This window comes from Corynebacterium casei LMG S-19264 (genome assembly GCF_000550785.1).
GTDB classification, from domain to species: Bacteria; Actinomycetota; Actinomycetes; order Mycobacteriales; family Mycobacteriaceae; genus Corynebacterium; species Corynebacterium casei.
Window position 1 is genome coordinate 559,668 of sequence record NZ_CP004350.1, and the last position, 16,134, is coordinate 575,801.

21 protein-coding genes and 1 pseudogene are annotated in these 16,134 nt (G+C 55.8%); 13 read left to right on the plus strand and 9 right to left on the minus strand.

The genetic code is table 11. From position 1 onward, the window contains the following. Nucleotides 1–99: 99 nt before the first annotated feature. Nucleotides 100–780, plus strand: coding sequence for a GTPase domain-containing protein (locus CCASEI_RS02740; RefSeq protein WP_006823214.1), 681 nt, complete (start codon nt 100–102; stop codon nt 778–780). A 56-nt stretch (nt 781–836) separates the two neighbouring features. On the opposite strand, the gene CCASEI_RS02745 is transcribed toward CCASEI_RS02740, so the two are convergent. The 6 genes from CCASEI_RS02745 to CCASEI_RS02770 are packed head-to-tail and all read right to left on the minus strand — an operon-like array spanning nt 837 to nt 4,376. Continuing rightward, entirely contained in the window at nt 837–1,394 is a 558-nt protein-coding gene (locus CCASEI_RS02745) for a hypothetical protein (protein ID WP_006823215.1), read from the minus strand. Then, complete coding sequence (locus tag CCASEI_RS02750) at nt 1,387–2,271, minus strand: DUF6286 domain-containing protein (RefSeq protein ID WP_025387080.1); 885 nt, start codon at nt 2,269–2,271, stop codon at nt 1,387–1,389. Before CCASEI_RS02750 ends, CCASEI_RS02745 begins: the two co-directional genes overlap by 8 nt. Next, nucleotides 2,264–3,181, minus strand: coding sequence for an Asp23/Gls24 family envelope stress response protein (locus CCASEI_RS02755; RefSeq protein ID WP_006823217.1), 918 nt, complete (start codon nt 3,179–3,181; stop codon nt 2,264–2,266). The genes CCASEI_RS02750 and CCASEI_RS02755 overlap by 8 nt, the downstream gene beginning before the upstream one ends. Beyond that, on the minus strand, nt 3,181–3,372 hold the full coding sequence (locus CCASEI_RS02760; protein ID WP_006823218.1) for a hypothetical protein: 192 nt from the start codon (nt 3,370–3,372) through the stop codon (nt 3,181–3,183). Before CCASEI_RS02760 ends, CCASEI_RS02755 begins: the two co-directional genes overlap by 1 nt. Nucleotides 3,373–3,413: 41 nt before the next feature. Beyond that, nucleotides 3,414–3,764, minus strand: a complete 351-nt coding sequence (locus tag CCASEI_RS02765) for a hypothetical protein (RefSeq protein WP_006823219.1) — start codon at nt 3,762–3,764, stop codon at nt 3,414–3,416. 48 nt (nt 3,765–3,812) lie between these two features. Next, the gene (locus CCASEI_RS02770; RefSeq protein ID WP_006823220.1) at nt 3,813–4,376 is read right to left on the minus strand and encodes an Asp23/Gls24 family envelope stress response protein; all 564 of its coding nucleotides are present in this window, start codon (nt 4,374–4,376) and stop codon (nt 3,813–3,815) included. Between the two features lie 758 nt (nt 4,377–5,134). Here CCASEI_RS02770 and rpsJ point away from each other — a divergent pair. The 12 genes and pseudogenes from rpsJ to CCASEI_RS15270 all read left to right on the plus strand — a co-directional run bounded on the left by rpsJ (nt 5,135) and on the right by CCASEI_RS15270 (nt 11,562). Next, on the plus strand, nt 5,135–5,440 hold the full coding sequence (gene rpsJ / locus CCASEI_RS02775; RefSeq protein WP_025387081.1) for a 30S ribosomal protein S10: 306 nt from the start codon (nt 5,135–5,137) through the stop codon (nt 5,438–5,440). A 29-nt stretch (nt 5,441–5,469) separates the two neighbouring features. Then, entirely contained in the window at nt 5,470–6,126 is a 657-nt protein-coding gene (gene rplC, locus CCASEI_RS02780; RefSeq protein ID WP_098073191.1) for a 50S ribosomal protein L3, read from the plus strand. Then, complete coding sequence (gene rplD / locus CCASEI_RS02785; protein ID WP_006823222.1) at nt 6,123–6,788, plus strand: 50S ribosomal protein L4; 666 nt, start codon at nt 6,123–6,125, stop codon at nt 6,786–6,788. The genes rplC and rplD overlap by 4 nt, the downstream gene beginning before the upstream one ends. Continuing rightward, the gene (gene rplW / locus CCASEI_RS02790; protein ID WP_006823223.1) at nt 6,781–7,083 is read left to right on the plus strand and encodes a 50S ribosomal protein L23; all 303 of its coding nucleotides are present in this window, start codon (nt 6,781–6,783) and stop codon (nt 7,081–7,083) included. Before rplD ends, rplW begins: the two co-directional genes overlap by 8 nt. Nucleotides 7,084–7,111: 28 nt before the next feature. Next, on the plus strand, nt 7,112–7,948 hold the full coding sequence (rplB, locus tag CCASEI_RS02795; protein WP_006823224.1) for a 50S ribosomal protein L2: 837 nt from the start codon (nt 7,112–7,114) through the stop codon (nt 7,946–7,948). 13 nt (nt 7,949–7,961) lie between these two features. After that, nucleotides 7,962–8,240, plus strand: a complete 279-nt coding sequence (rpsS, locus tag CCASEI_RS02800; protein ID WP_006823225.1) for a 30S ribosomal protein S19 — start codon at nt 7,962–7,964, stop codon at nt 8,238–8,240. 3 nt (nt 8,241–8,243) lie between these two features. Next, complete coding sequence (gene rplV, locus CCASEI_RS02805; protein WP_006823226.1) at nt 8,244–8,606, plus strand: 50S ribosomal protein L22; 363 nt, start codon at nt 8,244–8,246, stop codon at nt 8,604–8,606. Continuing rightward, on the plus strand, nt 8,606–9,349 hold the full coding sequence (gene rpsC, locus CCASEI_RS02810) for a 30S ribosomal protein S3 (RefSeq protein ID WP_006823227.1): 744 nt from the start codon (nt 8,606–8,608) through the stop codon (nt 9,347–9,349). Before rplV ends, rpsC begins: the two co-directional genes overlap by 1 nt. Before the next feature lie 3 nt (nt 9,350–9,352). Further along, on the plus strand, nt 9,353–9,769 hold the full coding sequence (gene rplP / locus CCASEI_RS02815) for a 50S ribosomal protein L16 (protein ID WP_006823228.1): 417 nt from the start codon (nt 9,353–9,355) through the stop codon (nt 9,767–9,769). Continuing rightward, on the plus strand, nt 9,769–9,999 hold the full coding sequence (gene rpmC, locus CCASEI_RS02820; protein ID WP_006823229.1) for a 50S ribosomal protein L29: 231 nt from the start codon (nt 9,769–9,771) through the stop codon (nt 9,997–9,999). The genes rplP and rpmC overlap by 1 nt, the downstream gene beginning before the upstream one ends. Nucleotides 10,000–10,001: 2 nt before the next feature. Further along, the gene (gene rpsQ, locus CCASEI_RS02825; RefSeq protein WP_006823230.1) at nt 10,002–10,286 is read left to right on the plus strand and encodes a 30S ribosomal protein S17; all 285 of its coding nucleotides are present in this window, start codon (nt 10,002–10,004) and stop codon (nt 10,284–10,286) included. Between the two features lie 73 nt (nt 10,287–10,359). Continuing rightward, nucleotides 10,360–11,562: pseudogene (locus tag CCASEI_RS15270) on the plus strand (IS3 family transposase). A gap of 150 nt (nt 11,563–11,712) precedes the next feature. Here CCASEI_RS15270 and CCASEI_RS02840 read toward each other — a convergent pair. From CCASEI_RS02840 to CCASEI_RS02850, 3 genes are all read right to left on the minus strand, one after another. Beyond that, the gene (locus CCASEI_RS02840) at nt 11,713–13,689 is read right to left on the minus strand and encodes a sucrose-specific PTS transporter subunit IIBC (protein WP_025387082.1); all 1,977 of its coding nucleotides are present in this window, start codon (nt 13,687–13,689) and stop codon (nt 11,713–11,715) included. Between the two features lie 95 nt (nt 13,690–13,784). After that, nucleotides 13,785–15,068, minus strand: a complete 1,284-nt coding sequence (locus tag CCASEI_RS02845; protein WP_038574379.1) for a glycoside hydrolase family 32 protein — start codon at nt 15,066–15,068, stop codon at nt 13,785–13,787. A gap of 244 nt (nt 15,069–15,312) precedes the next feature. Beyond that, nucleotides 15,313–16,029, minus strand: coding sequence for a hypothetical protein (locus CCASEI_RS02850; RefSeq protein ID WP_025387083.1), 717 nt, complete (start codon nt 16,027–16,029; stop codon nt 15,313–15,315). Nucleotides 16,030–16,134 lie beyond the last annotated feature (105 nt).

The following is a 16,134-nucleotide window of genomic DNA, read 5'->3' on the forward strand; positions in this document are numbered from 1 at the left end:
GGGATAGGTAGTGATACCGAACATAGTCGACTGCCCGGTGTGATGCGCGAAATGGGTGTATATTTTTCCCTAAACTACCTCCGGTTTAAGGTTGAGGGCATGAAAGATCCCACGCGCATTGATGAAATCCTTCGCGCCGTTCGCAATGCTTGGGCCGGACAGCCGGATCTCACGCTGCCCACGTTGATGGCAATGGCCGCGAATCAGGGCATCGGGTGGGGTAGCAGTGATGAGGAACTCATTGGCTACCTGGAGTCCATCGCTCAGAACTACCCGCCCGAAATCACACCGGACGACCTGGCAGATGGGGGCGGTTTCATGCTCACCATGATGGATAAAGGTCTTCGCATTTCGCTTGTCGATTCCCACGTGATCGTCCGCAGTCACCCGAGCCATCAAACAGTGGTGTGGGAATTTGATAGTTTCCGCACCACTGGCCCTGGCTTCCCTCTGGTGATTACCGATACTGCTGGTATTGACCATCGTCTGGGAATCACCGAGCGCATCACCAGCCTTGAGCCAGACTCCAATCGCGCTGACCTTAAGGGACTCAGCCGGGCTGATATTGGTGATGCCGTCTACGGCATCGTGACCGAAGACGGGCGCACTGTGACGCTATCGCGGCGCTTGGAGGTTTCTTCCGCTGACCGCCGTAGCCTTGAAGTAAGCCACTATCAGTGGAACCGCGTGATCTCACACGCCCCGCTTATCGTTGAGCTTGCCGGCGGTGAGCTCCTGGAGCTTGGAACACCGACCAAGGTTCTACTCGCGGAAACTTAAGACATAACGAAAGCGCGTTAATGGTTAGGACCATTAACGCGCTTAATGTATTCGTATTACTTGCCTACTTTATCGAAGTGCAGGTTATAGACCGTCTGCACATCAGCATCGGGGAAAGCTGCCCGGAAATCTGACTCGGATTCCTCAACAAGTCGGCGAACTTCCGATAGCTCAGTCGAGGCATTCGCCAAGACCGTAAAGGTGATGGTCTGTTGCTTTTCCAGAATCGCGACCTTGCTCTTGGCGCTTTCAATGCCTGGCTGCTTTGCCAATGACTGCGCAATGCCTTGCCCGGCAGCGTTGAACATGGTCTTGATGGTGCCATTGTCATCGCTGACCGCGGATTCCACACCGTTGAAGCGGTAGGTGCGCACATTGGCAATGGCCATCCAGATGCCGAAGAACAACGCCAGGATGCCCGTCGCAATCAGGACGTAGATGTACCAGCTTTGCTCTGGCACAGCGGCCCACACGTCATGCTGGACCCACTCGGCGAGGTAGTTCGCGAATTCCACGTTGAAGTACATCAGAACTGGCCATACACCGAGCACGATCAGGATGAGCGCCAGCAGGATGAAGATTGTGCGGTCGATACCGCGTAATGCCTTAGACATTGTTTCCCAACTCCTGCTTCTTTTCTACTTCGACGTACACATCAACCGTGGTGCCAAGCTCCTTCAAAGAGTGCTTCACACTATCAGTAACGCGCTGCGCCAGCATCGGATCATTAACGTCGCCAGAGATGGTCACCTCAACTTTGAGGCCCTTCTTGGTGTTTCCTGTCGTGCGGGTCTGCGCTGTGCTCACACCTGGCAAACGCCGTGCGGTGGCACTGACCAAACGCGCAATATCAACGGGGCGAATCCACATAGCAGCCGTTGTGCCCTGACCAGCTTCCACAGCAGGGGAAGGGCCAACTGGGACATGCGTCATCCGTCCGCGACGCACCGAAATGAGGAAGAACAACAAACCCACAACAATGGAACCAATACCAGCCCACACCATCCACATTGGGAGTGGAGGAGTGCCAATCAACTCAAAGACCGGCGCTGTCCACAGCTCACGCGTGGATTCGGAATACGTCACCCACATATCGCGCCACGCCACACACGCCAGTGCGATGAGCGCTAGGCCCAACAAGATGGCAAGCCAACGAACTGGCGGGGACAAACGCGGCTGCTTAGAAGTAAAAGCCGGGGCGGAACCCTCCAACGTCGTGTGCGCAGCCGTGACATAGCCATCCGCTGAGGTTCGCGCGGTAGTCTTGTTCTGCGGTTCCGTCACAGACAACGTCGTCTCCGGCTCAGCCGGTTCAACCGTTTCAGTTGGCCCGGTCGATTCAGTCGGCTCAACCTGCTGTGGTTCCTGCGCAGACGGTACTTCGACTTTGGGAGTCACTGCGGTCGGAGTGTCATCGGCAGGCTGCTGTGCAACAGACTTGAACTCTACGGTTTCAAACGATGACTTCTTGCTCGATGACTTATCACTCATGACCGAACTCCGTTCCCATCGTCGGCCTAATTTCTGGCTTGCGCACCTCAACCGGGTGAACCTCAATATGGCGAAGCTGCACTGGCTTTGGTGCGAAGACGCGCGAAGGCTCAGGATTAGCGGACTCCACATGAATCTCGCGCAAAGGCTGCTCATCCGGAACGTCTATTTGCTTCAGCTCACGCTCATCTGGAACGTGAACATCCTGCAAGTGCAGCTCGCGTGGGTTGGACTTAGGCACGTAAACCTCCTCCAAACGTGGGTTGACCTCACCGCTTGGGCGAATCTCAACTTCTTTTGGCGTCTCAACAGACCGAACTTCCACCGGCGCTGCGGAATTTACTGGACGCAACTGCTTCGGCGCAGGCGTAGCCACTGATTCCGCTCGTGTTCTATCAGTCCACTCAGCGGCATCAAATCGATGCACATTCGTGGAAGAGGAACGTGTGACCGGATGGTTGACCTTCGTTGGTGAGACCGCCGGAATTGAAGCATGGAAATTCACCGGCGCTGCCGCCGCAGAATTGCTGACGCGGTTTCCTGGCTCCAAGTGGCCAACGGTGACGTTGACACGCGTGGTGGAGTATCCAGTGAACTGCGCAATCGCGGAAATGATCGCCGCACGGGTCTGTGCTGCAACCTGAGTAACCGGCGAAGGCCATGCCACCGCGATGGTGGATTCCACAGCCGTCATCCGGGCATCTGGATCGGATTGCACAATGCTGCGTGGGTATCCACGGCCGCCGATGCCGGCCAGCTTGGAATCAATCGTGACAGTGCCGGGAACGGCCTTGATAGCCTGGGCAACAATGCGTTCTAACGTGCGGACGCTGATCTCTGTGGTGCCCGGGGCGTTAGCAACATGGACACCACCAGCATCCGCCTGGGGTGCGTGTGGTGTGATAGTCATTAGCCGCGGCCTTTACCTACGACGTTGTTCCAGATTTCACCCAGGTTGATGCGGCCATCAAAGTGCGCGCCGATTACACCACCGACGGCGCCGAGAATGACAGCCAGGAAGAACAATGGCCAGGCGTTAGTCATAATGGCAATCGCTAAAATAATGCCCAGTGCGACGCCAATATAGGTGTAGTTCTTCATAAGAACTCCTTCGCTATGTGGATTTAAAAAATCTTTAAAAATTACGCGCTCGTGCCTGAAATGGCGTCGGCAAAGATGACATCGACGCGAGTTAACTCAGGGCAGGCAGAGAGTGCTGCGCCCCGAATCTCTGCGCCCAGCTCGTGCAGTACCTTCTCCGCGGAGACATCCACAACCACATGGATTTCAATCACGGTGTCTTCACGCGGGGAAGGCTTCCGAAGGCCGGTGACTCGATCCCCAGCGAACAGCAGTGAAACCTCACCGAACGAGCCCGCAGACAATCCGCCGACGCCGTTCAAGGCGAGCACTTCATCACGAATGCGCTGCGCCGTCGCTAAATCAAGCACGAAGCGAGAGTCCTGAGGACGTGCTGTACGGGGTGATGTCATAAACCGAGACTTCCGTTTCTATTCTCTAGTTAGGACTGAAGGTGCTAACTAGAAGTGGTTGATAGCAGGGGTCTGCTGGGATGCAACCGCTGCGTTGTTGTTCTCAGACTCGTCCTGGGAGTCCTCGACCTTTTCATTAGGCAGCTTCACGTCGTGGACAACAACGTCCACGCGATCGACCTCAAGGCCGGTCATGCGCTCAATAGCGTTGATGGTGTTGCGACGGATGGCCTCAGCCAGCTCGTGGATTGCCACACCGTACTCAGCGATGATCGCGACCTCGATGGAAGCCACACCCTCAGCAACGGTTACGGAAACGCCCTGGCGTACATCTTCATTGCCGCCGAAGGATTCGCGGATGGTGCCCACCAGACGAGCGCCGCCGCCACCGAGTGCTGCAACACCAGATACTTCACGTGCTGCGATGCCGGCAATCTTGGAAACGACAGCATTATCGATGGTGGTGGTACCGAACTCGGTCTCCAAGTTCTCATTGACCTTGCGTGGGGTCTCTACTGCGTCGGTGGTTGCAGCGCCGGTTGCCCCAGCAACGGTCTTTGGGGTTGGGTTTTCTTCACCAAAGAAGTTGTTGTCATTATTATTGTCAGCCATGATATTTCACTCGCTTTCATTGGATACTTAGGAAATTTCAGTGTGGCGCCTCATAGGCAAAGGCGAACGTAATAAAGCCTACGCAAAATTCAATTGCCGGGCGCCCGAGTGCGACGATCGTTAACGAACGTCAACATAACTGTTATAGAAAGATTTTCTGCCAACATATTCAGCGCTGAAGTGTTGTCGCGTTGCAGAGTCGCAGTGTTGCGGCACCTGCCGATGCGTCCCGAAAGTGAAATTCCTAACGTTTTGAAAAAGGGTTTGGAAAATGCCCCGCAGCATGCTTAAATACATAGGTTGCCTTAACACGTCGTGAGGCGCACGGATTAACTGTGCAAAACGCGGCGCTGGTGAGGCGAACATGACACCTTCGATGTCAGTGCGAAAGCACAACGACGGGAAGGCTGGTTCATCGGGCGATGTCCGCGCATAAGCAGAGGCAACCCGAGATGCCAGACCGGAGAAGGAGCATGGCAAATGAACAGCGGCAGTATACGTAAGGGATTTTTTGCGTGCCACGTGTAATGCGTGACCACACCATCCCCTTCCGGATTTTGGCTCATTATGAACCACTACTGTGCCTGCGATTTTGTCAGGCTGCAGCAGCTGTTATGTAAGTCAGAATCAAACTGGCGTTGCGACCAGGCTCTTTGCCCGGACAACGTTATAGAGAACATCGAGAAGCAATTTCCCACCGCTTCGCGCCCCGGATAAGCCGGGAATGTGAAAGTGGGGAAGCGAGGAAGAGGATAAGCGTGGCGGGACAAAAAATCCGCATTAGGCTGAAGGCCTACGATCACGAGACAATCGACGCTTCTGCAAAGAAGATCGTTGAGACGGTAACCCGCACGGGTGCTCGTGTTGTCGGCCCGGTGCCACTACCGACCGAGAAGAACGTATACGCCGTTATTCGTTCTCCACACAAGTACAAGGACTCTCGCGAGCACTTCGAGATGCGCACCCACAAGCGCCTCATCGACATTCTCGACCCAACCCCGAAGACCGTTGACGCTCTTATGCGCATCGATCTTCCGGCAAGTGTCGACGTCAATATCCAGTGATCGACGAATAAAACTTTGGTGGAGAAATAATAATGACTAACGAGATCAAGGGCATTCTGGGCAAGAAGCTCGGCATGACTCAGGTCTTTGACGAGGAGAACCGCGTAGTACCGGTAACCGTCGTCGAGGCTGGGCCATGCGTTGTGACCCAGATTCGCACCGTAGAAACCGATGGCTACAACGCCATCCAGATCGCCTTTGGCGAGATCGACCCACGCAAGGCAAACAAGCCAGCATCCGGCCACTTCAAGAAGGCTGGTGTAACCCCACGTCGCCACGTAGCAGAAATCCGCATGGATGATGTCTCTGCTTACGAAATCGGCCAGGACGTCACCGTTGAAATCTTCGAGGGCAGCACCTTCGTTGACGTCACCGGTACTTCCAAGGGTCACGGCTACGCTGGTGCTATGAAGCGCCACGGCTTCGCTGGCCAGGGCGCTGCTCACGGTAACCAGGCTGCTCACCGCCGCGTCGGTGGCATTGGCGGCGCTGCTACCCCAGGCCGCGTCTTCAAGGGCAAGCGCATGGCTGGCCGCATGGGTTCCGATCGCGTAACCACGCAGAACCTTAAGATTCAGAAGATCGATGCCGAGTCCAACCTGCTGCTCATCAAGGGTGCTATCCCTGGTGTTCGCGGTGGCCTCGTCACCGTCAAGACCGCAGTGAAGGGCGGTGCACACGCATGAGCAACCTTAAGCTAGACGTCAAGACTGCTGAGGGTAAGACCAATGGCTCAGTCGAGTTGCCGGCCGAGATCTTTGACGCAGAGGTGTCCATCGCTTTGATGCACCAGGTCGTCAACGCTCAGCTTGCTGCTGCTCGTCAGGGCACGCACTCGACCAAGACCCGTGGAGAGGTTCGCGGCGGTGGCCGTAAGCCTTTCCGTCAGAAGGGCACCGGTCGCGCACGTCAGGGCTCCATCCGCGCTCCGCACTACACCGGCGGCGGCGTTGTACACGGCCCTAAGCCACGCGACTACGCACAGCGCACCCCAAAGAAGATGATCAAGGCTGCTCTCTTCGGTGCACTGTCTGACCGTGCTCGCAACGAGCGCATCCACGTAATCGAAGAATTGGTAGCGGGCCAGACCCCATCTACCAAGTCTGCTAAGGCATTCATCGAGAGCCTGACCGACCGCAAGACTGTCTTGCTGGTTGTCGGCCGCGAAGACTTGAATGCTCGCCGCAGCGCCAACAACCTGTCTAACGTTCACATTCTGGACGCTGGTCAGCTGAACACCTACGACGTTCTCAACGCTGATGACGTTGTGTTCTCTGTTGAGGCTCTGCACTCCTTCATCAACCGCGCAGGCGGCAAGGATGAGGCTAAGGAGGCCAACAATGTCTAAGATTGCTAACCCACGCGACATCATCCTGGCACCAGTAGTGTCTGAAAAGTCCTACGGTCTGATGGAGCAGAACGTTTACACGTTCTACGTCGCAACGGATTCCAACAAGACCCAGATTAAAGATGCCGTAGAGAAGATCTTCGGCGTGAAGGTCGACTCCGTTAACACCGTTAACCGTGCAGGTAAGCGTAAGCGCACCCGCACCGGCTACGGCGTACGTAAGTCCACCAAGCGCGCCTACGTGACTCTCCGTGAAGGCAGCGACTCCATCGACATCTTCGGCGCAAGCGCCTAAGAGGAAAGTCGAGAGGTAAGGAATAACTATGGCTATTCGTAAGTACAAGCCGACAACTCCGGGTCGCCGCCAGAGCTCCGTTTCCATGTTCGAGGAGATCACTCGCTCGACCCCGGAAAAGTCTCTGCTGCGCCCTATTTCCAAGACTGGTGGCCGTAACAACTACGGTCGCATCACCACCCGCCACATCGGCGGTGGCCACAAGCGTCGTTACCGCGTGATTGACTTCCGTCGTCACGACAAGGACGGCATCCCGGCAAAGGTCGCTCACATCGAGTACGACCCAAACCGCACCGCAAACATTGCTTTGCTGCACTACTTCGATGGCGAGAAGCGATACATCATCGCTCCTAAGGGCCTGAAGCAGGGCACCGTTGTTGAGGCCGGCGCTAACGCCGACATCAAGGTTGGCAACAACCTGCCATTGCGCAACATCCCAACCGGTACCATTATCCATTCCGTTGAATTGAAGCCTGGCGCTGGTGCAAAGCTTGCACGTTCCGCTGGTTCCTCCATCCAACTGTTGGGTAAGGAAGGCAAGTACGCAGTTCTGCGTATGCCATCTTCCGAAATCCGCCGCGTTGACATTCGTTGCCGCGCAACCGTGGGTGAGGTCGGCAACGCTGACCAGATGAACATCCGCTGGGGCAAGGCTGGTCGTATGCGTTGGAAGGGCGTTCGCCCAACCGTCCGTGGTGTCGTTATGAACCCGGTCGACCACCCACACGGTGGTGGTGAAGGTAAGACCTCTGGTGGTCGTCACCCTGTGTCCCCTTGGGGCCAGAAAGAGGGTCGTACCCGTAACCCTAACCGTTACTCCAACAACATGATCGTACGACGTCGTCGTCCGAACAAGAAGCGCTAAGAGGAGGTAAACAATGCCACGCAGCCTTAAGAAAGGCCCATTCGTAGATGAGCACCTCCTCAACAAGGTGGATGCTCAGAACGAGGCAAACACCAAGCAGGTCATCAAGACCTGGTCTCGCCGCTCGACCATTCTCCCTGATTTCATTGGTCACACCTTCGCCGTCCACGACGGTCGTAAGCATGTCCCAGTGTTCATCGAGGACTCCATGGTCGGCCACAAGCTCGGCGAGTTTGCACCAACCAAGACCTTCAAGGGTCACGTCAAGGAAGATAAGAAGGGACGTCGATAAGCGATGAGTGAAACCATCACCTCCGCATCCGCAACGGCCCGTTTCGTTCGCGTAACCCCTATGAAGGCACGTCGCGTCATCGATTTGGTCCGCGGCAAGTCCGTCGCCGAAGCTCTGGCTATCTTGAAGTACGCACCTCAGGGCGCTGCTAAGCCAGTAGCTAAGGTTGTAGCTTCTGCTGCAGCTAACGCTGAGAACAACTTCGGTCTGGACCCACGCACCCTGGTCATCTCTGAGGCTTATGCTAACGAGGGTCCAACCATGCGTCGCTTCCAGCCACGCGCCCAGGGCCGTGCATTCATGATCCGTAAGCGCACCAGCCACATCACCGTGGTGGTCGAGAGCCAGAAGGAAGGGGCCAAGTAATGGGCCAGAAAATCCATCCTCACGGCCTACGTTTGGGCATCACTTCCGACTGGAAGACCCACTGGTTTGCCGATAAGGACTACGCAAACTACGTAGCCGAAGACATCAAGATCCGCGAGTACCTGTCCAAGGGCCTCGAGCGCGCCGGCATCGCCGACGTTGTCATCGAGCGCACCCGCGACCGCGTCCGCGTCGACATTCACACCGCTCGTCCGGGCATCGTGATTGGCCGTCGTGGCGCTGAGGCTGACCGCATCCGCCGCGAGCTCGAGAAGCTCACCGGCAAGATGGTTGCGCTCAACATCCTCGAGGTCAAGCAGGTCGATGCATCCGCTAACCTGGTTGCACAGTCCATCGCTGAGCAGCTTGTAAACCGTGTGGCTTTCCGTCGCGCGATGCGCAAGGCTATCCAGGGCGCTATGCGTCAGCCACAGGTCAAGGGCATCAAGGTTCTGTGCTCCGGCCGTTTGGGCGGCGCAGAAATGTCCCGCACCGAGCGCTACCACGAGGGTCGCGTTCCACTGCACACCCTTCGCGCTGAGATCGACTACGGCTTTGCAGAAGCACACACCACTTTCGGACGCATCGGCGTCAAGGTGTGGATCTACAAGGGCGACGTAGTCGGTGGCGTGCGCGAGTCCGAACTGAACGCTCCGTCTCAGGGCCGCAACCGCGGTGACCGTGGCGGCCGTCCACGCCGTGGTGGCCAGCGCCGCCAGCGTGCACAGAAGCAGGAGGGCTAATTCATGCTTATCCCTAAGCGCGTAAAGTACCGCCGCCAGCACCGCCCAACCCGTAGCGGTCTGTCCAAGGGCGGAAACCGCATCAACTTCGGTGAGTACGCAATCCAGGCTCTCGAGCCTGCATACGTCACCAACCGTCAGATTGAGGCTGCTCGTATTGCCATCAACCGCCACGTCAAGCGTGGTGGCAAGGTATGGATCACCATCTACCCAGACCGTCCTTTGACCCAGAAGCCACTTGGTGTTCGTATGGGCTCCGGTAAGGGTCCAGTTGAGAAGTGGGTGGCTAACGTTAAGCCAGGCCGCATTCTCTTCGAGATGTCCTACCCTGATGAAGCAACCGCTATTGAGGCTCTGCGTCGTGCAGGCCAGAAGCTGCCTTGCAAGGTCCGTATCATCAAGAAGGAGGACCAGTTCTAATGGCACTAGGTACCCCTGCCCACGAGTTCCGCGAACTCGACAACGCTGAACTGGACAAGCGTCTTGCGGATGCGAAGGAAGAACTGTTCAACCTTCGTTTCCAGAAGGCAACCGGTCAGCTGACCAACAACCAGCGTGTTGGCGCCGTAAAGCGCGACATTGCTCGTATCTACACCGTTCTGCGTGAGCGCGAGCTTGGTTTGTCCGTCGTTCCGGGAGCTGAGGCATAAAAATGAGTGAGGCAATTGTGAACGAAACCCAGAATGAAAAGGGCAACCGCAAGACCCGTACTGGTGTTGTAGTTTCCGACAAGATGAACAAGACCATTGTTGTCGAGTTGGAAAACCGTAAGCAGCACGCACTGTACGGCAAGATCATGCGTAACAACCCACGTGTTAAGGTCCACGACGAAGACGAAACCGCCGGCATCGGCGACCGCGTTCTGATTCAGGAATGCCGTCCACTGTCCAAGGACAAGCACCACCGTCTGGTTGAAGTTGTAGAGAAGGCTAAGTAAGACTGGCACTGACCCCTGTTTGGTAGACACCTAATATCCCATCAACGTGGGACTGAAAGGTAATCTCCTCACTATGCCAAGCAAGACCTATACCGAAGAGTTCAAGCGTGATGCTGTCGCACTCTATGAGAATTCCTCGGGTGCTTCATTGACCACTATTGCCACTGATCTCGGGATCAACCGCGCTACCTTGCATAACTGGGTCAAAAGGTACGGGACGGCCGCGCGCACCACGATCATTACCCCGGATTCTTCCTCGTCGGCCTCGGTCACCGACACCGAGCGGATCCGGCAGCTTGAACGCCAAGTTAAACGCTTGCAAGAAGAGCGCGATATTTTGCAAAAGGCTGCTAAATATTTCGCGGAAGAGACGAATTGGTGATCCGCTTCCGGTTCGTTGACGACGCGCGAAAAACCTACCCGGTTAAGCGGTTATGTGAAGTTCTGACGTTGAATCGTTCCTCGTATTACAAATGGAAATCTAGTGCAGCCAAGCGCAAGAAACGCTTGTTTAGCGATGCTATCCTCGGCGCGAAAGTCAAGGCCGTGTTCGCCGCAGAAAAGGGCTGCTACGGCGCCAAACGCGTCACGGCAGAACTCAACGACAATCCAAAAGATAGACCTGTCAACCATAAACGGGTCGCACGGGTGATGAGGTCAATGAAATTGTTTGGGTTCACGAAAAAACGCAAAGTCACCACGACTGTTTCGGATAAGAAAAAACCAGTGTTTCCGGACCTAGTCGGACGGAAGTTCACTGCCGACAAGCCAAATCAGCTCTATGTCGGTGACATTACGTATTTGCCGATTGACGGTGGGGCAAATATGTACCTGGCTACCGTGATTGACTGCTATTCACGCAGGCTAATCGGTTTCGCGATTGCGGATCACATGCGCACTAGCTTGGTTCAAGATGCCCTTACAGCTGCCAAAGGCCAGCGAGGCAGCCTTAAAGGGGCAATATTTCACTCGGATCACGGCAGTGTTTATACCTCGCAAGCATTCCAGCAGACATGCACGCTACTTGGGGTGAAACAGTCGATGGGAGCAATTGGAACCAGCGCAGATTAACGCCTTAGCTGAATCGTTTAACGCCTCAATGAAGCGTGAAGTGCTGCAAGATTCTAAAACATTCACTAACCAGCTGGTGTGTCGGAGGGAGGTGTTCCGGTGGTGCACCAGGTACAACACGATGCGAAGGCACTCGTGGTGTAATCACCTCGCACCAAACGTGTTTGAGCGGCACAATGAAGCTACACTCAAACGTGCTTCTTGATTAAATCCCTGTGTCTACTTTCCGGGGGTCAGGCCCACTTACACCCTCTCCACGGCTTAACCGCGGAAACGAATGCGGGCTACATGAGAAATCATGTAGCCCGCATTTTGCGTCTTTAAACTAGGCGAAGGAGCATATGGCCTCGAAAAGCTAGACAGTCGAAGTTACAACCGGCGGGTCGACCGTGCATAGTGCATCTCCGAAACCTACGGATTGGCCTGCGACTGCCGCTGGTAGGACCGCACCGAGTTTCTTAGAGTTCGATACCACCACTGGTGTGGTGACCGGGTAGCCAGCTGCCTTGATTGCTGGGATGTCGAATTCAGCCAATAGATCCCCGGCTTTGACTTCATCGCCCTTGTTTACGTGCGCGGTGAAGTGCTCTCCTTTGAGATTCACGGTGTCGAAACCGATGTGCATCAAGATGTCCACGTTGTTCCCCTCGGCGTCTTTACCGCGAACAGCGTAGGCATGCCCTGAGGGGAATGTGACGGTTACTTTGCCGTCAATAGGGGAGAGCAGCTTTCCGGTCTCTGGCTCAACCGCCATGCCGGATCTGAGTTTGCCAGCTGCAAACATTGGGTCACTGACTTCCGACAGATTCATTGCGTTACCGTGCAGCGGTGATGCAATAGTCGTGGCGTTGTCTGCAGGCGCCACGAGAGGTTCCTGTGCAGGAGAATCTGCAGCAGCTGGGATCTCATCTGGATCGATGGTGCCATTGCGGCTAAGCAGTACTCGGCCGTAGATGTATGCCCCAGCAAAGGACACGACCAGCGTAATCACACAAATTAGCAGATACGCTGGCACGGAAGACCCTTGGATCGAGACGGGGCCGATGAATCCCGCGGCACCCAGCGCAGTGGCCAGAACACCAAAGAGCGCGACGAGTGCACCGCCAATAGCGGAGGCACAGATGGCGATATAGAAAGGCCAGCGCAGACGCAGGTTAACACCGAACATGGCAGGCTCAGTGATACCAAAGAGCGCGGAGACACCAGAAGCGCCGGAAAGACCTTTAAGTTTGTCAGACTTGGCCAGGAAATAGACCGCGAGTGTTGCTCCACCCTGCGCAATATTCGACATCGCTGCGATTGGGAAGATGAAGGAACCACCCTGGGTCCACAGCATGGTTTCCACAGGAGGGAAGGACTGGTGCAGGCCTGTAATCACGATTGGCTCGTAGACCAGACCAAAGAGAAGGCCACCCACAGGACCGGCGAAGTCGTAAATGTTGGCCAGCCCGTACGCCAACTGGTCACCGACCCAACGCAGGGCAGGACCCAGAGCCATAAAGGTAATGAATGCTGTTATGAGTAGCGTCAACACTGGCGTGACTAGGAAGTCCACGGTGCCTTTGAACTTGGATTGGAAGAACTTCTCCAGCGTTGCCAGCACCCAGGAAATAACAAGAATCGGTAAGACAAAGCCCTGGTAACCAGTCTGCGTGACATCAAAGCCGAAAATGTCCCAATAGGTCATCGAGCCATCTTCCATCGCGGCAGCAACGGCGTAGCCATTGATCAGGTCCGGCATTACCATCGCCATGGCAATTCCGGCGCCGAGGAATTCATTGCCGCCAAAGCGTTTGGTTGCGGTGAATCCCACCAACACAGGCAAGAACGCGAATGGCGCCGACGCCAGAGTATTAATAAGCCCGGCGGTGCCCTCCCACGCCGGGTACATCTCAATCACAGACTGCTCACCGAAAAGACCTGGCTGTGTGAGCACATTGTTGATGGCCATGAGCAGACCACCGCCGACCAGAATCGGAATCAGTGGCACAAAGATGTCCGCGAGAATCTTAACGGCGCGGGAGAACCAGTTTCCGGAATTCGCAGCGATGTCCTTGAGCTTGTCCGTTGAGACAGCGATATCTTTCTTCGCTTGCTGCGTCATCTCATTGAACACCACGTTGACATCACCAGGTCCAACAATGGCCTGGAACATGCCGCCGGCCTCGAAGGTTCCCTTCAAATCCGGGTCATTATCAAGAGCTTGCTTATCAATACCCTTGCTATCTTTCACCACCACCCGCAGCCGGGTAGCGCAGTGGGCAACGCCCGCAATATTGTCTTCGCCGCCGCGCGCTTCCAGCACCGTGGTAGCAACGCGTTTATGGTCCATGAGGTACATCCTTGTGAGGTAAGCAGAACTGAATCTCTACTTATTACACACATCACTCGGATATAAATCAACAGATTCAGACAAAAACCTTTTGTTTATGTGGTTTCTGTTGTCCAGTTTTGCCATTCTTCAAAGATTTGCACGCTCAAAGCAAAGCTCTGGCTGAATACTTCTACTGCGCAGCCATCGGCAATCGCGGTAATCTCACCCGGTGCGCAAACAACGCTTCGAGTTTCATCGCCTGTAGGTAGGTGACGGCGAATAAGCAGTTTGCCCTCGGCGTGCCAGGTGGAAAGGCGTGGCGTGGCGGCATCGACAAGCGAAAGCGTCTCATCATGTTCACAGGTTGCGGTTGCTACTGCACCGAAGCCTTGCGTTTGAGGCTTATCGGGCAGCGGGAACAGTGGCACCTGATGCAGAACGCCATTGTGCAAGGTAGTGCGACGCGGCAGGGTTAGCGCATGAACCCAGCCCTCAGCGTCAACAGTTGGGTTGTCATCTTGGGCAGGGAGTCCCATCCAGCCTATCGTGATGGCGTCATCGCCGGTGCTCAAAAGCTGCGGGGCATAGAATTCAAAACCGTAGTCTAGCTCCGTAAAGCCGCGAGTGACGTGGAAGGTTGAGCCTTCCAGGCGGCCGACGATGTAGCCGCACTGGTCGGAAGAAACATAGTGCTCGTCTTGCTGGGCAAGACCCTGCGGGCAGTAAACCAAAACGTCATAGGTGCGTCCGTCGCTGTGGTCGAGCATCGAAATCAAGTTTGGGCACTCCCACATGTATCCACGCGGAACGAGGTCGGGGCTAAGCCCTGGCTGTGCGTTGGTGACGTCGAATTCGAGGACGCCGGTGAATTCCCAGGACTTCAGATCATCTGAGTGATACACGGCGATGGCACCGGATTCCTCCGTGGTTTGCGCACCCAACACCATTCGCCAACGTTCACCGTCGCAGACGATGTGAGGATCGCGGAAATGTCCAGTAAATCCCTCGGGCGCATCCGGGATGAGGGGGTTAGCTGCGTCCTTGCGGTATGTCCCGCCCATGGGGTGGTTGGGCACGCTTGCGTGGACACGATTTTGGCTTGGAATCCTCCGGCCATCAACTTTGAGGTTGCCGGTATAAAAGAGCCAAATATCATCGCCGTCTTTTACTGCGCCGCCGGAATAGCAACCATGCGCGTCATAGTCGGCATCGGGATATAGCGCATCGGGATGGTGCAACGGAACCTGTGCTTCGCGCGTACTGACCGATGCATGACCCCAACCCGTTCGCTTCTGGCCTTCAGGAAAGGCCGGATCATGCTGGTAAAAGATGTGCAGGCTGTCGTCTTCGATGAAGATGCCGTTCGGATCGTTGAGCCGGCCGAAAGGGGGAGTGATATGGAAGTTCGGGCGATTCGTAGGTCATAGCACCACAGTGTAAAGCAATGCCGCCCATGGCGACCTTGGAGGAAAGATTGGCGGAATCTAGTGGGCATAACGAAACCCCCTCTTGTCACCAGCTTCCGCGGTGAAAGCTGCCCTGTTGGACAAGAGGGGGTGTTCGTCTTCTACTGCAAATCCGCGTTCGTGGTTGAGGCCGAAGCCTCAACGCCAGGAGTGTCGAATTTAAGGACGCCGCTGATTAAGCGGTGAAGAAACGACGTGCGCCGAAAGCAGCAGCGCCAAGCACAGACAGTGCAGCCAATGCGAACAGAACACGAGCAACGGTGTTGTCACCGGTCTCAGCGTTCATACCGCGGTCACCAAGAGTGGTGGTTTCGCAGTTCTCGTCATTGTTGCCGTCACCACTGTTGCCGCCATTGTTCTCGGTGGACTCGCAGTCTTCGCGGTTGTTTTCGTTGCCTGGGGTGCGCTCGCGGTCGCGGTCACGATCACGGTCGCCGTCGGAACCTTCATAGTCACAGCTGTAGCCGAACTTCTTGGCTGCAGCCTGGTCAGACTTGAATTCGTCCTGCTCGGACAGTTCACCGTCGCGGTTAGCAGAGTCGGTGACGTAGTGCTCGCCGTCCTCGTGCTTGAACCAGGTGCTGCCGTCGAACTCGAAGGACTCAGGGCGCTCGTCGCCCCACTTGATGTTTAAGGTTGCGCCTTCATCGTCGGCGCACTCTACGCGGGACTTGGAGCCGCCGCCGTATGGGGTTTCGCCTTCGTTGTGGTCACGGTCGCTGTCGTCCTCTTTGTCGCGGTCACCATCGGTGTTTTCATCTTTGGTGCCTCGATCGCCGAGGGTGGTGGTTTCTTGAGGGACCGCACCCTCGGAAGCGCTGGCTGGAACGCCAGCGAAAGCGATCGCGCCAGTTAGCGCGGCTGCGGCCAAGGTTGTGCCAAGACGCTTCATGCTGTTACTCCTAGATTGGTTTTGCGAATATGCGTGGATTGAGATCCACGAAGACCCCACACGCACTATCAGATACAATAGCAACATGATTAAAATGAGTCGCAC

Bases quoted from the DNA above. Each gene is read 5' to 3' on its own strand.
- CCASEI_RS02740 (WP_006823214.1), top strand. From the start codon at position 100: ATGAAAGATCCCACGCGCATTGATGAAATCCTTCGCGCCGTTCGCAAT.
- CCASEI_RS02745 (WP_006823215.1), bottom strand. From the start codon at position 1,394: ATGTCTAAGGCATTACGCGGTATCGACCGCACAATCTTCATCCTGCTG.
- CCASEI_RS02750 (WP_025387080.1), bottom strand. From the start codon at position 2,271: ATGAGTGATAAGTCATCGAGCAAGAAGTCATCGTTTGAAACCGTAGAG.
- CCASEI_RS02755 (WP_006823217.1), bottom strand. From the start codon at position 3,181: ATGACTATCACACCACACGCACCCCAGGCGGATGCTGGTGGTGTCCAT.
- CCASEI_RS02760 (WP_006823218.1), bottom strand. From the start codon at position 3,372: ATGAAGAACTACACCTATATTGGCGTCGCACTGGGCATTATTTTAGCG.
- CCASEI_RS02765 (WP_006823219.1), bottom strand. From the start codon at position 3,764: ATGACATCACCCCGTACAGCACGTCCTCAGGACTCTCGCTTCGTGCTT.
- CCASEI_RS02770 (WP_006823220.1), bottom strand. From the start codon at position 4,376: ATGGCTGACAATAATAATGACAACAACTTCTTTGGTGAAGAAAACCCA.
- rplD (WP_006823222.1), top strand. From the start codon at position 6,123: ATGAGCAACCTTAAGCTAGACGTCAAGACTGCTGAGGGTAAGACCAAT.
- rplW (WP_006823223.1), top strand. From the start codon at position 6,781: ATGTCTAAGATTGCTAACCCACGCGACATCATCCTGGCACCAGTAGTG.
- rplB (WP_006823224.1), top strand. From the start codon at position 7,112: ATGGCTATTCGTAAGTACAAGCCGACAACTCCGGGTCGCCGCCAGAGC.
- rpsS (WP_006823225.1), top strand. From the start codon at position 7,962: ATGCCACGCAGCCTTAAGAAAGGCCCATTCGTAGATGAGCACCTCCTC.
- rplV (WP_006823226.1), top strand. From the start codon at position 8,244: ATGAGTGAAACCATCACCTCCGCATCCGCAACGGCCCGTTTCGTTCGC.
- rpsC (WP_006823227.1), top strand. From the start codon at position 8,606: ATGGGCCAGAAAATCCATCCTCACGGCCTACGTTTGGGCATCACTTCC.
- rplP (WP_006823228.1), top strand. From the start codon at position 9,353: ATGCTTATCCCTAAGCGCGTAAAGTACCGCCGCCAGCACCGCCCAACC.
- rpmC (WP_006823229.1), top strand. From the start codon at position 9,769: ATGGCACTAGGTACCCCTGCCCACGAGTTCCGCGAACTCGACAACGCT.
- rpsQ (WP_006823230.1), top strand. From the start codon at position 10,002: ATGAGTGAGGCAATTGTGAACGAAACCCAGAATGAAAAGGGCAACCGC.
- CCASEI_RS02840 (WP_025387082.1), bottom strand. From the start codon at position 13,689: ATGGACCATAAACGCGTTGCTACCACGGTGCTGGAAGCGCGCGGCGGC.
- CCASEI_RS02850 (WP_025387083.1), bottom strand. From the start codon at position 16,029: ATGAAGCGTCTTGGCACAACCTTGGCCGCAGCCGCGCTAACTGGCGCG.